Consider the following 14,900-nt stretch of genomic DNA (forward strand, 5'->3'; position numbering starts at 1 on the left):
GGTGTATTTTTTGCTGCTACTTCGTTGTGAACTACTCACTTAGAATAACTAAGTTTCGTATTTCACGCCTAGTATCAGCTAAAAAATACACAAAGTCGCAAGCATAGACGAATTGTCAACAGCCCCTAATAATAGAGAGCTTCACACTCAGTCAATGTTGAACAATCTGAATCCGTGGAAAAGCAAAACCTTTACACGAAAGTTCAGAACGCCATGCAACTGTCAACATCACATTGGATAACTGGAAATTTTGATACGCAAAACTACCCAACTGTGCATGTGTAGAAATTCCACCGTCATTCACTTCATGCACCTTGGTATTCAGCTCATTTAAACTCAGTCGAATTCCCAAGCCTGAAGCCTTTAAAATCGCTTCTTTGGTCGTCCAAACTTTAAACCAAAATGCGGAATCAAATCCTAAATCCTCCCAACTTGCATACTCTTCAGGATGAAAAGCATGTTTTGCTAAAGCCTCAAAACGGACTTTTCGGTTCAAATCTTCTACATCCACACCTAAGTCAGGTATATTTTGACTACTCACCAAAGCATAATGTTGCTGACTATGCGAATGATTCAGGTAAAACTTTGGATAATCAATTAAGTAAGGCTTTCCAAATTCAGTTTTATCAAATGAGTCATTATGAATATCAGTTACAAGATAGTTGGATAATAGTTGATTACGATATTGATAAATAGCGCTTTTCAATTCTTGGATCTGACTCTTTCGATCACAAGTTTGAAAATTTGGAATAATATTCTGAATAGAATTTAGATCCAATTGAATCGTACGAGTCACAAAACATCCCTGCTGTTTTTTGAATATCTTAAAACAAAAAAACCCAAAGATCACTTTGGGTTTTCATTTCTTCAAATCTGAAATTAACGTTTAAATTTCTTTTCAGCTTTCTTAAATTTCTGAATATAACGACGTTTACGTGCAGCAGTACGCTCATCCATTTGTGACTTACGCCCTTCAAATGGGTTTTCAGAGGTTTTAAAATCGATTCGTACTGGCGTTCCTTCAAGCTTGTACACTTTACGGAATACGTTTTCCAAGTAACGACGATAATCTGCAGGCGTTTTATCTACTTTATTACCATGTACAACGATCGTCGGTGGATTTTGTCCGCCCATGTGCGCATAACGCATTTTGATACGTTTACCACTAATCATCGGTGGTTGATGCGCTTCTGTTGCATCATTCAAAATCTGCGTCAATTTTGCAGGTGAAACTTTCAAATGCGATGAATCATAAGCACGGTGAATCGTTGGATACATATCCCCCACACCTGTACCATGCAACGCAGAAATTAAGTGCACTTTCGCCCAAGGAATAAAGTCAAAACGACGATCCACATCCAATTTACATTGTTTGCGATCGTATTCTGTCATGTTGTCCCATTTATTAATGGCGATCACCATGGCACGACCTGCTTCAAGCGCATAGCCAATTAAATGTAGATCTTGCTCAACAACACCTTCACGTGCATCTAAAACGACAACAATCACATGCGCATCTTTGATTGCTTGTAAAGTTTTTACGATTGAGAATTTCTCAATCATTTCATCTACTTTACCTTTACGACGCACACCTGCAGTGTCGATCAATGTGTATTGACGGCCATCACGCTCATAAGGAATATAAATTGAGTCACGTGTTGTCCCAGGTTGGTCAAATGCAACCACACGGTCTTCACCTAACAGGCGGTTAACCAATGTTGATTTACCCACGTTTGGACGACCAATAATCGCTAAACGTAAGCCTGTGGCTTTATCATGCTCTGCTTCATCTTCGTCTTCTGGAACATCTGTCAACACTTCTTCAAGCATCTGTTGCACGCCACGACCATGACTTGCTGCAACTTGCAGGGGTTCACCCATACCCAACTTGTAGAACTCAACCAAAGCTGCTTCAGCGTGTACACCGTCAACTTTGTTGGCAACCAAATAAACTTTTTTACCTAATGTACGCAATTCACGAGCAATCTGCTCATCTGAAGCAAGCAAACCTGCACGTGCATCTACTACAAATACAATAATATCTGCTTCATTAATGGCAGTTTTAGACTGTTCTGCCATATATGAGTCAATACCACCTTCACTCTCGCCAATACCCCCAGTATCGACAACAATGAATGATTTATTTTCATATTTAGCATCGCCATATTTACGGTCACGGGTTAGACCTGCAAAGTCAGCAACGAGGGCATCACGGCTCTTGGTAATCTGGTTAAATAACGTTGATTTGCCGACGTTTGGACGACCAATGAGCGCAATTACGGGTTTCATAAAATAACCTTTATTCAAGATCAGCCAGTTTGACTGGTCTGAACATCAGAAACATATCGGAAGAAAAAGTAGGAAAAACCTAAAATAAAAACACGGGGCATTGATTTGCAATCACCCCGTGCATGAAATTCATACGGATTTCTCTATTTTAACATAAGACTAAAAAAATAGAGAATCCTAATCGTACTTGTTAATGATGCATTAACGATTTTGCCAAATACTTAAAGCACCTTTACGTGTAGAGACAAAGAGTTGGTTATCCACCACTCTTAATGTACGGACTTCGCCAGAAGTCTTGGTACGCCCTAAAGTTGCACCTGTATTCAGGTCAACTTGATGTAAGTAACCATCTAAATCACCCACTACTAAATTTGAACCCAATGCAACAACATTACTTAAATTACGATTAAGAAGTTGCTCATTTTTCCAAAGCTCATTTCCAGTAATTAAATCATAAGCCACTATTTTGCCATCGGTTTGTGACACGATGACTTTTCCATCTACAACTTCAGGTCGATTCAAACTGCTTGAGTTTTCGCTCCAAAGAACACTTTGCGATGCTAAATCAAGAACAGTGACTTGCCCTTGAAAACTCGTAGTCACCACATATTGCCCAGATACCACTGGTTCAGCATCAACATCAATCAAGCGTTGAATATCTGATCGACCTTCAGACACTGCAACCCGACGCTGTAAGCGCGGAACACCAGCAATACTATCAATTGCAAATAAATAACCTGTTGAGGTTCCAATCAACACAGTACGATCATCTAAACGCACTGGCGTAGCTTGACCACGGAGGCTAAATGAAGCATTTGGTAATTTATAGGTCCACGCTTGCTGTCCAGACTCTACATCAAGCGCATAAACCGTACCGTCGTTGGCAACCACAATGACACGACCAGATTGAATCAGTGCCGAGCTAATGATTGCCCCAGACAGTTGCGCTGACCATTTCTTTTCGCCAGTGCTTTGATCTAAGGCAAATAATTGACCTTTTTGATTTCCTACAATCACCAGACCATCAGCAGCTTCTACGCCTGAACTTAGACCTTGCTTAGTCACTTTAGTTTCCCAAAGGCGTTGCTTGCCTTTATAAGCAGCAACTTCACCTTTTGGATCTAGTGCGAACACCACACCATTGTCTGAATCCAAACGTATACGTAAAGCATCTTCACTATTCGTTGCAGAAACATTGGTTGAAAAAACTTGTACCAAACTTGATGCTTGCGCAACTTTAGGTAGTGGATTTGGCTTAACTTTAACTTCTTTAGTTTTATTGCTCGAACAACCGATTAATGCGATTGATAAAATTGCCAAAGCAAACGATATTTTAAAATTTCTATCCATTAAGACTTATCCACTCGTGCTTGCATTGCTGGATGTTCAGTCACAGACTCATCCGATTGCGTTTGTAAAATTGGGCGTTCAAGATCAGGATCTTCTACTAATACACCAACACTTTCGAGTTTAATTTGTAAAATTTGGCGCTCTTGTTTACGCTCAAGAACTGAGTTCCATGCCGCTTGATAAGCTTTTTTTGCGTTTTCAATATCATTTTTTGCAACATAAATATCACCTTTCAACTCTTCAGATGTCGCTTTAAAAGCAGCTTCATCCACAGTAGATAAGGTTTTCAAGGCTTCATCATATTTTTTCTGCGCTAATTGTGCATCTGCCAGCTTAAGCTTTACAACTTGTAACAGACCCGCATCTTTTAGCTTAGAATTTTCGACTTTTTTGAGTTCCCGTTCAGCTAAAGCATAATCATTTTTGTCATAAGCTAATTTTGCCATGACGATTTGCGCTTGAATCGCTTGTATAGAATCAGGATTCTCTTTCACCATTTTATCCGCAGAAGCAACCAAAGCTGCAGTGATTTTTGCATCACCATTTGCAGCTTTTTCATCATCCATCAATTGCTGAACTTTAGCCGTTGCATTTTGATTTTCTGCTAAAGTTTTCTTTTGCCAATATTGCCACCCGAAAAAGGCAATCAATGCAATGAGCACACCAGTGACCATTGCTGAGCCATATTTCTGTAAAAATGACTTCATACTATCAAGTTGCTCTTGATCAGTCATTGCGCTCATTTGATTCCCCTTTTCCTTATGTTTTAGGGTTTAAATTATGGTTTTGATTGGTCGTTACTTCGTTGAAAATTGCTCAGTGAAGAAACCAACAATATCATCAATTGAAACTTCATGTTGCTCCGCTGTCGCAAGTTCTTTCACCAGAACTTGTTTTGCCTCAGCTTCACGCTCACCAAAGATTAAAGCATAGACCGCACCCGACTGATCTGCTTTCTTCATTTGGCTCTTCATCGAACCTTGTGAACCCGTTTTCAAACGAATGCTACTATTTGCAGATTCTAGTTGATCACGGATTTGTTCAGCCAATACCAAAGCCTGACCTTGCGTTGCAGGATCTGAAACTAAGAATAGCTCACACTCACGTACAGGCGTATTGTCTTCAACTTGCTCAAGCAACAATAATAAACGTTCCATACCCATTGCAAAACCGACAGCAGGTACAGATTGATCAGGCTTGCCTTTGAGCTGACCAACTAAACCATCATAACGTCCACCCGCACACACTGTTCCTTGCGAACCTAAATGTGTGGTTGTCCATTCAAAAACAGTTTTGTTGTAATAATCTAAGCCACGAACCAATTTTTGATTAATGACAAAAGTAATACCCGCATCTGTTAAATACTGCTTCAACTGCTCAAAATGTTGCAGGGTTTCTTCACTCATAAAGTCAAGCAGTTTGGGAGCATTTTCTAAAATTTGCTGTGTTTTAGCATCTTTAGAATCAAGAATTCGCAAAGGATTCGTAGTTAAACGACGCTGTGAATCTTCATCTAAATCCGCTTTATGGTCATTTAAAAATTCAACCAAAGCAGCACGATATTCAGCACGTTCATCAGACTCACCTAAAGTATTTAACTCAAGTTGAACTTTATCTGCCACGCCCATGCGTTTCCATAAACGCGCAGTCAGAAGAATCACTTCCGCATCCTGATCAGGTGTCGCAACACCAAAGGTTTCCACACCAAATTGGTGGAACTGACGATAACGACCTTTTTGCGGTTTTTCGTAACGGAACATTGGGCCAACATACCAAACACGCGGATTCGCACCACGAAGTAAGTTATGTTCAAGCATCGCACGTACACAACCTGCTGTTCCTTCAGGACGCAAAGTCAAAGACTCAGGTGGATTACCTTTGTCCAAGAACGTATACATTTCTTTTTCAACGATATCCGTCGCATCACCAATTGAGCGTTTAAACAAATGAGTTTGTTCAACAATCGGGAGACGAATTTGTTGATAACCATAAGCATCCATTAACGATGCTAAATGTTGCTCTAGACGTCTCCATGCAGCTGTTTGTGATGGAAGAACGTCATTAAAACCTTTAATTGCGACAATTGAACTCATGAACTACTCAGAACTTGTACGTATAATCTCTTTAGCTTTTGCTTCTTCGTGTGCTTTCACACGTTGACGAACCATAGTTTCGATTTCATCAACTAACTGATCGGTATCGATTAAATGACTCTTTTCGCCATTACGATACACCAGTGAACGCGGGCTTGCACCAACTACACCAATATCAGCCTCTTTGGCTTCACCAGGACCATTTACTTTACAACCAATAACAGATACATCCATTGGTGTACGGACATCCTCTAAACGCTCTTCTAAAGCTTGCATAACTTTGATCACGTTAAATTCCTGACGTGAACAACTTGGACAAGCGATAAAATTAATACCGTTAGAACGAAGACCCAATGATTTTAAAATATCAAAACCAATTTTAATTTCTTCTTCAGGCTCTGCTGCCAATGAAATACGCATGGTGTCACCAATGCCTTCCATTAACAAACCACCTAAAGCAATCGCAGACTTCACTGAACCAGTACGATATATACCTGCTTCAGTCACACCCAAATGTAAAGGGTTGTCAATTTGTGCAGAGAGTAAGCGGTATGCATCCATGGTTAAAAACACATTAGACGCTTTTACCGAAACCTTGAACTCATGAAAATCTAAACGATCCAAAATATCAATATGACGCATCGCAGATTCAAGCAAGGCTTGACCTGTAGGCTCACCATATTTCTTTTGGATGTCTTTTTCCAAAGAACCCGCATTGACACCAATTCGCATCGAAATATCATGATGACGTGCTGCTGCAACCACTTCACGAATTTTGGCTTCAGAACCAATATTACCAGGGTTAATACGAAGACAATCTGCCCCCATATCCGCAACTTTCAGCGCGATTTTATAATCGAAATGAATATCTGCAACCAACGGCACTGTCACGCGCTTACGAATTTCACCAAATGCTTCAGCCGCTTCCATCGTTGGGACAGAAACACGCATGATATCTGCACCAACATCTGCACAACGTTGAATTTGAGCAACTGTAGCATCAACATCGCATGTTTCAGTATTGGTCATACTTTGGATAGTAATCGGCGCATCACCACCGACATAGACTGAACCAACACGAATTTTACGCGTTGGGCGTCGCTTGATTGGATTCTCAATCATGATTTTATCTACTCTCGTCCATTAACGTGATAAACGGAATTCTGCTTTTCCGTTCACTGTATATGGAGACAATGAAATCTGTTCATTATTAAGGCTTAATGACACAGCAGTTGCATCATCCAGTCGAATTTGAAATGGCGATTGACCACTAAGATTTAGGGTTGCGCTTTGACGACCAGTTGCTAACACTTTACCAGTACTATCAATAATATGCACTGAAGTCGGATGGCTAAAATTCAATACCATTTGATCGCCTGAAGTTGCAGTCGCATTGTTTAAATTCAATACTTCCACTTCTGACTCTTGTGGTTTAGCACCAGTATCATCGCCACTTTTACTTGAAGTGAACTTTTGAATACCTGCAATAACTGCCCAAATAATGGCGATCGCCACGATCGCAATCAAAGCACGTTTTAACCACTTTTTATTACGATCACTGTTTGAACCAGGAAGTTTCCCCATAATTTTAATGGGTGAATTATTCAAGGCATGGTTCGGCATAAGTCCTGTATCATTTTGATAAATTTCATCAAAACGTTGAATCAATGCAGTTGCATCAACATTCAAGAACTTCGCATACGAACGATAATAACCTTTGATAAATGTTGCTTCAGGTAAAGACTTATACTCATCTTGCTCTAATGCTTGTAGGGTTTTTACAGGCATTTTCAACTCTTTCGCAACATCGGCGATATCTAAAACTTTAGATACACGAATTTGACGCAGGTACTCACCTGGGCGTTGAATATTTCCTAAACCATTAGATGCTACGTTTGAACCTGTAGGTTGCTGTGAATTAGGATTTACTTCCATACGGCCTCAGTACTATTCTGCAATTGCAGATAACGTTGATATTCTTTACTGTCAGGGAATAATGCACGAAGTTGATTCACCAACACTTGCATTCCCATCTGGTCTTGATTGGCACGTGCAATACGCAATCCAATCCAAAGTGCACGTGCACCTTGTTTATCCTGACCTACTAAACGAACATATTGCTCATAGAGTTGACGTGCTTGTGCATTTTTTTGCTGCAAATAAAAAATCTCAGACAACTCTACCAAAGAAATGACTGAATCGCGATTCACTTGCAAGGCTTGTTTGAATGCTTTTTCAGCATTGACCACATCGCCTACCTTCAAATACACGCGACCCAAATTTTCTAAAGCTTTGTAACGCTGATCATATCCTAATGCAGCACCAGCTATGCTCAACTGTTCGATGGCATCATTATAACGCTCACTAATAAATAAATATGTTCCATAATTATTACGAGCTTGTGCATTTTTTGGGTCACTAGAAATTGCACGCTTAAAATAGCCATCTGCTTTTTCCATACTGATTTTACTGCCTTCTTGTTGCAGTAAAACACCCATCATCATATTGGCAGCTGAATCCCGTGAATCTGTTTCAAGCGCTTGATCTAATGCACGTTTTGCTGCATCTAAATCACCTGAACGGATGTATTCTGCAGCAAGTTGGGTACGTACTTTGACGGCTTTCTCTGGATCTTTTTTACTTATCGGACCAGTACTTGTCGTCTGACAACCTTGAATAGCCAATGCGGATAAACCAATTGTCAAGATTACAATTGCTTTTGAATACATCGTTTTTTTCAAAGCTCGCCCCCATTTACATCTAAAATAGATTATGAATACAACAAGTCTCAACCTTGCGAACGTATAATTTCACCACGCTCTGCAACTTTCTTTTTCCATTGTTCTGCACGACGGGTACGATCAGCCACTTGTCCCACCAACTGACCACAAGCCGCATCAATATCATCACCACGTGTCTGACGAATCGTACACACAAAACCTGCATCAGACAAAGTTTTTTGGAAAGAAATGATACGATTTCGGCTTGAACGCCCATATGGTGCGTGCGGAAATGGATTGAATGGAATTAAATTAATTTTACTTGGTAAATTTTTCAACAACTTAATCATTTGCTGTGCATGTTCAGGTTGATCATTCACACCTTCCAACATCACATACTCAATGGTCACGTGTTTACGCGAGCTCTCATTACCATCTTTGGCAATATAACGCTGACATGCAGCAATCAATTGCTCTAATGGATATTTTTTATTAATTGGGACGAGTTCATTACGTAACTCATCATTCGGCGCATGCAATGAAATCGCTAAAGCAACATCAATATCTTTTGCCAATTGATCAATTTTCGGAACAACCCCTGAAGTTGACAATGTTACACGACGTTTTGACATACCATAAGCAAAATCATCCAGCATGATATTCATTGAACTTAATACGGCGTCATAGTTGAGTAATGGTTCACCCATACCCATCATCACCACATTGGTCACTGAGCGTTCACGATCTGCAACAGGCACTTCTTCCATATAAGAATAGTTTGCCATCCACAATTGACCAATGATTTCATCAGGCGTTAAATCACGTTGAAAGCCTTGTTTACCTGTCGAGCAGAATGAACAATCGAGTGCACAACCGACTTGCGAAGAAATACATAAAGTCTTACGCGCACCTGTTTTATCTTCAGCAGGAATCAACACCGTTTCAACCAAAGAACCCGCGCCATCACCAACACGGAACACCCATTTACGTGTACCATCTTTGGAATAGTTACGGTGTACTACTTCTGGTGCTTTAATTTCACAAATACCTTCTAATTTTTCACGCAATTTTCCAGAAATATTGGTCATTTCCGCAAAATCAGTCACAAAATACTGATGAATCCATTTCATCACCTGTCCCGCGCGGAATTTTTTCTCCCCCATTTCTTCGAAGAATTTTTCCAATTGCGGACGTGACATGCCAAGTAAATTCACTTTCTGCACATTTTCAGCCTGAATACGTTCAGCCTTTACAGATTTGGATTGTGTAGGCTGTTGTTCATCTTGATTTGACGATGAAGCGACAACTTCAGAATTCATGTGATTACTACCTAAAACATATCATGGGATAAAATATATTGATCAATATTCGATGGAAATATAGTCAATAAAAATAAAAAAACCAGACAAGCAGTATATCACTTATCTGGTTTCGGGTCTGTTATCAATTCATAAATCTAAGATTTAATCCTTTTTAGCCTTGACCCTAAATACATCGAATTAACGAGTACGTGGGCAAACTTCAGTTTGAGCGAAGAAGTAGTTTACTTCACGATCAGCAGAAGCTACAGAGTCAGAACCGTGAGCAGCGTTTTCATCGATGCTTACAGCGAAATCTGCACGGATTGTACCAGGAGCAGCTTCTTTAGGGTTAGTTGCACCAAGAATTTCACGGTGAGCAAGAACTGCGTTTTCACCTTCAAGAACAGATACAACAACTGGACCAGAAGTCATGAATGCAACTAAATCAGCAAAGAAACCACGTTCTTTATGTTCAGCATAGAAACCTTCAGCTTCAGCTTGAGAAAGGTGTTTCATTTTAGTCGCAACGATTTTAAGACCAGCTTTTTCGAAACGAGCAAAGATGTCACCAATGTGGTTTTTAGCAACTGCGTCTGGTTTTACGATAGATAAAGTACGTTCAATAGCCATGATTGGCTCCTTAAGTCAAATTGACACGAAATTTTGGGCGCATTATACCGAATAATGAGCAATATTCTGCTTTTAATCTGTAAAAAAATTAGATTTTTCGATGTGCTGTGTTCTAAGCAGGCTCAATAAGGATTAATTTGACTCGTCAATCCAAGCCATTTGAATCGCTTCAAGCAAACCTTCGGTCGATTTTGTTGGGTCATCACTAAAATCAGGTAATGCACAAATCCATGCATGCAAATCAGTAAAACGCACCCATTGTGGGTCTACATCTGGATGCGCTTCGGTTAATTCTATTGCAATATCAAGAGTATCTGTCCAACGTAAGCCCATGCAGGTCTTCCTTTGCTCAATTTAATCCACTTACTGTATCAAATCTCGGCCGATTCAGAAACTCGATTCATTCAGAAAAAGTACGCTAGACATTCACAATAGAACATTATTTTCTTTATTCTAGAAAATAATTATTCACTCACAGCTCATTCAAAATTAAAACCTTGATGATCAAAATCATCCACTTCTTTAACAATAAAATGGCGAGTTAACATCAGAAAAATCATCATAATATCACTCCTAAATACGGCGCACTAATAACAATCAAACTTGCCACAGTTGCACCAATCAATGCACCAACAATCACGTCACTTGGATAATGTAGCCCCAAAACCATACGTGATAAGGCAATTAACACTGTAAAAGGCATCATAATGAATAGCATTACGGGTTCAATATAGCCAAATACAATAGTTACCATCACCGCATGTAGAGTATGTCCAGATGGAAAACTAAAATGATCCAAAGGACGTTCACCTAAAACAATGACTTGATGAACTTGATAAGGTCTAGGTCGTACGGTTTTATGTTTTAAGAACTTATAGATCCCTGTACCCAATAAACCTGCAACAACCACAAAGAGAAGTTGCAAACCATAGGCAAAACCCTTCTGCAACCAAATCAAAAGCAACATGGTCGCCCAGAATGCGCCATCACCCAAGCGACTCACCACTTTAAAAAAAGTCGCAATGCTTTGGGTATGCGATAAATTATTGAGATACAAACAACCTCTAAGGTCGAGATCGAGCATTTTTATTTTGGTATTTTTTAAATTCATTTTCACTCTCCTCTCATGATTTGAGATGAACTACATCATCAGTCTTGCATTTTGCTTGACCTGATATAACGCTTCTTCGAATTGTTGTACTGGATGCTGCCATCCGATACTTTGTACATTTTTCATTGCTTGCTGCCCCATACGTTTCAGCACAGTATTGTCTGGCAGTTGTAAAACGTGTTGCGTGAGTTGTTGAATATCACCAATCTTACACAACCACCCTGTTTGCGCATGTATGGCGTGAAGCTGTGCGCATGCGTAATCATAGGCAATCACAGGTAAACCACTTGCCATTGCCTCAAGCACCACATTGCCAAAAGTTTCAACTTGGCTTGCGAAGACAAAGACATTGGCACTTGCATAAGCTTCAGCAAGTTGCGTGCCACTTAAACTGCCCATAAAAACAATATGTTCAGCACCCTGCATTTTCTCTAAACGAGCACGGTCTGGACCATCACCAACCAAGACCAATTTCACTTTACGTGATGATTGTTTTCGTAGTGCTAAATATGCATCCATCACCACATTGACTTCTTTTTCAGAAGATAAACGTCCAACATAAATCAGCACTGTGGTATCAGCATCTGCGCCCCATTGCTTTCTTAAGGCTTCTGAATAACGCGTTGATGAAAATCGTGCTGTATCAATGCCACGTCCGACCACGACCAATGGGCAAGTCACACCAAACTCACGCAAGGCAAGTTCAGTATCTCGACTCGGCACACAGGTCAATTGCGTGGCATTGTGGAACCATTTCAAATAGCTTTGGATTGGCTTAACTAAAAAAGCCAAATCAAAGAAACGACTAAACTCTTGAAACTGTGAATGAAAGCCACTTGAAACAGGGATTCGTCGGGTTTTCGCTGCATGAAGTGCCGTAAAACCAAGAGGTCCTTCTGTCACGATATGCACCACATCTGGTGAAAAAGATGAAATTGCCTGAGAAACTTTGAGAAATTGTGGCCAACCAAACTTCATATCAGGATATTTAGGAATGGATTGTCCATTCACCAAACATTCTTTGTTGGGAGAAAAATCAGTACATGTGCTTTTTTGCGCAGGACGAATCAGTAAAATCTTATGTCCTTGCGCTTGCAAGCCTTTACACAATTGCATCAAGGAAAGCGCCACACCATTAATTTCTGGCGGCCACGTCTCTGTGACAATGGCAATTTTTAGACGGGGGCGAGAAAGATCACGAATAAAGTTTTCTTCAATCGTTACGGTTTTTTTCTTATTTTGTTTAAAAAAGAACTTCAAACTTTCTGGAAAATCTTGTTGTTTATATTGCAAGGTGTTCGCGAACGGCTTATTCATACGCTACCTAATCTATTCATTTTGATTATAGATTAGGCAATTTTGTTTACACTTTAATGTTTATTTGATGACAGTTTTTTGAACAATTACTACTCATTAGAAATTTTATTCAGCAATCCATTTTCTACTTGATAAATCTGTCCATTACCAAAATCAATCTGCTGTTTTTCACCATGCAAGTTTGGCAAACCTACTATTTTTTCAAGTTGTGGTGAACGCTGAAATTGTTGAGTTTTAGGATTGTACATCCAATAAATATAGCGTTTATCTTCTACACGTCGACCATTTGATACATCTGAAACAAGTACGTCATAGTAACCATCAAAATTGATATCCATATAACCAATACTATTTGGATAGCCTGTAAAAGCTGTCAATGTTTGTGCCACTGTATTATTGTTTTTATTGATGACATCTATACGCTGCAGCATTTTTCCATAAGGATTCGTGGCATCATTTTGACCATAAAATTTAAAGACAAATACAGGCTTATTGGCGACTTTAAATGCAGGCTCGAACTGTATTGATGTTCCAAATGTATTCTTTTGATCTGACAAAAGCGCTTTAAATAGTCCAGTATTCGCATTAAGCACGCCACTCAATTGATATGTGTCTGTAGAATCTTCACTACTGACCGATTTCAAATTAAGCTGATCACCTTTTTGAGTGCCTTTAAATTTAATTGTTTTATTCTCCACTAAATCATAAAGTTCCGCATGTGGGTTATTAATTCCCGCATAGAGACTCATGAAGTAGCGACCTTCATTGGATTTCACCATACGTTGCATCGAAACACGTACACCTGTGATTGACTGCAAACCCTTTGAATCGGTAATGGTCTGATTTGGAATGTTTTCAGCAAAACTAAAGCATGAAATTGACAATGCAGCCATTGCGACAATAAGTTGAGTTTTCATGTTTCAGCCTCACACATGTTTCATAGAAAATAATGTGTAATTTATCACAAAAATAAAACATCACCCACAAAGTTAAAACTATGCTTTATCCAATTCCAATTTTTAAAGTTTAATCGTGACCACACAAATACTGCTTACATATAGTACATAACTTAATATAAGGATATTTTCATCATAAATATTAATTAGTTATCGTTTTCCTGCCGTAAATTAAAATTCAAAATAGCATAAAATGGTTTTTCATCAATGCTATATAGTTTTTGCCCGTAGAACACCTGCTTAGCGCATTGCCCAAATTGCGAAGGTGTCATTGTCCAATTTTTTTCTGCAATGCCATCCTTGTTCACGTATGAAATAACCTCAAAAGAAGTTGGTCTAGCAACGGGCACACACTGCTTAAAAACCTCAGCTAAAATAGGCCCATAAGAATGATTTAATTGTGAATTAATTTCTGGAGGTAGGCTATTCTCAAAATCAATCGCCTTTTGCTTTAATGTGCTATATTCCAATACATCCACATCCTTAGCCGAAGCAATAAAGGCAATTCCACTAAAGAGTAAAACATTTAAAATTTGTATAATTTTTTTCATAGCATTTCTCATTATCTATTTTCGCAAAATAATATTTCAGCAATATCTTTATAATATATCATCCCATTAAATCAGTCTCATAGCAGCACTGAATTGAATTCGCTACTTTTTCATTTAAAACACACGGTACCCTTTAATCTTAAAAAACCCACTCAATCGAGTAGGTTCTTTAAGATCAAACTAAAACTTAGTTCTTTTCTTTGTCTACGATTTTGTTCGCTTGAATCCTGAGTAGGATCTCCTACGCAAGTGAAGATAATTAACCTGAGTTCGATGAAAATTGTTTAGTTTGCAATCAAATTTTTAAAAGTTGGTTTGCTAGGGTTTAAACAATAAGCGACTACAGCCGACATAATATTCACCATAAAATTATTAACCGAACGATGACGTGAATGATCTATTTGATGCAAATTTTTTAATTGATCATTCACTGTCTCTATCAAACCACGCCGTGATAATAATTGCTTTTCAAATAATGTGTGTGATTCTTTCTGCTTCATATTTCTTCGCGAAGGTGTTAATAATTTTAACCCTCTTGCGATTAAAGCTTCTTTCTTTGTTTTACTTAAATAACCTTTATCT

Annotated in this window: 16 protein-coding genes; all 16 read right to left on the reverse strand. The window is 38.9% G+C overall.

The genetic code is table 11. The annotated features are described in order from the left end of the window. Positions 1-151: 151 nt before the first annotated feature. Positions 152-796 carry a 4'-phosphopantetheinyl transferase family protein gene (locus tag EXE10_RS18765; protein ID WP_130114406.1) on the reverse strand — a complete coding sequence of 215 codons (645 nt, stop codon included), beginning with the start codon at positions 794-796 and terminating at the stop codon, positions 152-154. 83 nt (positions 797-879) lie between these two features. Continuing rightward, positions 880-2,289, reverse strand: coding sequence for a ribosome biogenesis GTPase Der (der, locus tag EXE10_RS18770; protein ID WP_068973273.1), 1,410 nt, complete (start codon positions 2,287-2,289; stop codon positions 880-882). Positions 2,290-2,490: 201 nt separating this feature from the next. Beyond that, positions 2,491-3,639 (reverse strand): outer membrane protein assembly factor BamB, encoded by a 1,149-nt coding sequence (bamB, locus tag EXE10_RS18775; protein ID WP_130114407.1) that lies wholly within the window; start codon positions 3,637-3,639, stop codon positions 2,491-2,493. After that, the gene (locus EXE10_RS18780; RefSeq protein WP_130114408.1) at positions 3,639-4,382 is read right to left on the reverse strand and encodes a YfgM family protein; all 744 of its coding nucleotides are present in this window, start codon (positions 4,380-4,382) and stop codon (positions 3,639-3,641) included. Before EXE10_RS18780 ends, bamB begins: the two co-directional genes overlap by 1 nt. Positions 4,383-4,436: 54 nt before the next feature. Next, positions 4,437-5,732 (reverse strand): histidine--tRNA ligase, encoded by a 1,296-nt coding sequence (gene hisS / locus EXE10_RS18785; RefSeq protein ID WP_087553573.1) that lies wholly within the window; start codon positions 5,730-5,732, stop codon positions 4,437-4,439. A 3-nt stretch (positions 5,733-5,735) separates the two neighbouring features. After that, positions 5,736-6,854, reverse strand: a complete 1,119-nt coding sequence (gene ispG, locus EXE10_RS18790; protein WP_068973269.1) for a flavodoxin-dependent (E)-4-hydroxy-3-methylbut-2-enyl-diphosphate synthase — start codon at positions 6,852-6,854, stop codon at positions 5,736-5,738. A 21-nt stretch (positions 6,855-6,875) separates the two neighbouring features. Beyond that, positions 6,876-7,667 carry a helix-turn-helix domain-containing protein gene (locus EXE10_RS18795; RefSeq protein WP_130114409.1) on the reverse strand — a complete coding sequence of 264 codons (792 nt, stop codon included), beginning with the start codon at positions 7,665-7,667 and terminating at the stop codon, positions 6,876-6,878. Next, entirely contained in the window at positions 7,658-8,461 is an 804-nt protein-coding gene (gene pilW / locus EXE10_RS18800) for a type IV pilus biogenesis/stability protein PilW (RefSeq protein WP_130114416.1), read from the reverse strand. Before pilW ends, EXE10_RS18795 begins: the two co-directional genes overlap by 10 nt. 59 nt (positions 8,462-8,520) lie before the next feature. After that, the gene (rlmN, locus tag EXE10_RS18805; protein WP_130114410.1) at positions 8,521-9,771 is read right to left on the reverse strand and encodes a 23S rRNA (adenine(2503)-C(2))-methyltransferase RlmN; all 1,251 of its coding nucleotides are present in this window, start codon (positions 9,769-9,771) and stop codon (positions 8,521-8,523) included. A gap of 180 nt (positions 9,772-9,951) precedes the next feature. Next, a complete protein-coding gene (gene ndk / locus EXE10_RS18810; RefSeq protein WP_016166212.1) occupies positions 9,952-10,383 on the reverse strand; it encodes a nucleoside-diphosphate kinase in 432 nt (143 codons plus the stop codon). Between the two features lie 132 nt (positions 10,384-10,515). Further along, positions 10,516-10,716, reverse strand: a complete 201-nt coding sequence (iscX, locus tag EXE10_RS18815) for a Fe-S cluster assembly protein IscX (RefSeq protein WP_130114411.1) — start codon at positions 10,714-10,716, stop codon at positions 10,516-10,518. 226 nt (positions 10,717-10,942) lie between these two features. Continuing rightward, a complete protein-coding gene (locus tag EXE10_RS18820) occupies positions 10,943-11,494 on the reverse strand; it encodes a phosphatase PAP2 family protein (protein ID WP_130114412.1) in 552 nt (183 codons plus the stop codon). Between the two features lie 30 nt (positions 11,495-11,524). Next, positions 11,525-12,811, reverse strand: coding sequence for a glycosyltransferase family 4 protein (locus EXE10_RS18825; protein WP_130114413.1), 1,287 nt, complete (start codon positions 12,809-12,811; stop codon positions 11,525-11,527). Positions 12,812-12,900: 89 nt separating this feature from the next. After that, positions 12,901-13,728 (reverse strand): XAC2610-related protein, encoded by an 828-nt coding sequence (locus EXE10_RS18830; protein ID WP_130114414.1) that lies wholly within the window; start codon positions 13,726-13,728, stop codon positions 12,901-12,903. Positions 13,729-13,913: 185 nt separating this feature from the next. Continuing rightward, a complete protein-coding gene (locus EXE10_RS18835) occupies positions 13,914-14,318 on the reverse strand; it encodes a hypothetical protein (protein WP_130114415.1) in 405 nt (134 codons plus the stop codon). A 284-nt stretch (positions 14,319-14,602) separates the two neighbouring features. Then, positions 14,603-14,900 (reverse strand): transposase (locus EXE10_RS18840; protein WP_165383051.1); only part of this gene is annotated, 298 nt, incomplete at its 5' end.

Source organism: Acinetobacter sp. WCHAc060033, from assembly GCF_004209125.1.
GTDB lineage: Bacteria > Pseudomonadota > Gammaproteobacteria > Pseudomonadales > Moraxellaceae > Acinetobacter > Acinetobacter wuhouensis.

Excerpts from the sequence above, each read along its gene's own strand:
- der (WP_068973273.1), bottom strand. The coding sequence starts at position 2,289 with ATGAAACCCGTAATTGCGCTCATTGGTCGTCCAAACGTCGGCAAATCA.
- bamB (WP_130114407.1), bottom strand. The coding sequence starts at position 3,639 with ATGGATAGAAATTTTAAAATATCGTTTGCTTTGGCAATTTTATCAATC.
- EXE10_RS18780 (WP_130114408.1), bottom strand. The coding sequence starts at position 4,382 with ATGAGCGCAATGACTGATCAAGAGCAACTTGATAGTATGAAGTCATTT.
- hisS (WP_087553573.1), bottom strand. The coding sequence starts at position 5,732 with ATGAGTTCAATTGTCGCAATTAAAGGTTTTAATGACGTTCTTCCATCA.
- ispG (WP_068973269.1), bottom strand. The coding sequence starts at position 6,854 with ATGATTGAGAATCCAATCAAGCGACGCCCAACGCGTAAAATTCGTGTT.
- EXE10_RS18795 (WP_130114409.1), bottom strand. The coding sequence starts at position 7,667 with ATGGAAGTAAATCCTAATTCACAGCAACCTACAGGTTCAAACGTAGCA.
- pilW (WP_130114416.1), bottom strand. The coding sequence starts at position 8,461 with ATGTATTCAAAAGCAATTGTAATCTTGACAATTGGTTTATCCGCATTG.
- rlmN (WP_130114410.1), bottom strand. The coding sequence starts at position 9,771 with ATGAATTCTGAAGTTGTCGCTTCATCGTCAAATCAAGATGAACAACAG.
- ndk (WP_016166212.1), bottom strand. The coding sequence starts at position 10,383 with ATGGCTATTGAACGTACTTTATCTATCGTAAAACCAGACGCAGTTGCT.
- iscX (WP_130114411.1), bottom strand. The coding sequence starts at position 10,716 with ATGGGCTTACGTTGGACAGATACTCTTGATATTGCAATAGAATTAACC.
- EXE10_RS18820 (WP_130114412.1), bottom strand. The coding sequence starts at position 11,494 with ATGAATTTAAAAAATACCAAAATAAAAATGCTCGATCTCGACCTTAGA.
- EXE10_RS18825 (WP_130114413.1), bottom strand. The coding sequence starts at position 12,811 with ATGAATAAGCCGTTCGCGAACACCTTGCAATATAAACAACAAGATTTT.
- EXE10_RS18830 (WP_130114414.1), bottom strand. The coding sequence starts at position 13,728 with ATGAAAACTCAACTTATTGTCGCAATGGCTGCATTGTCAATTTCATGC.
- EXE10_RS18835 (WP_130114415.1), bottom strand. The coding sequence starts at position 14,318 with ATGAAAAAAATTATACAAATTTTAAATGTTTTACTCTTTAGTGGAATT.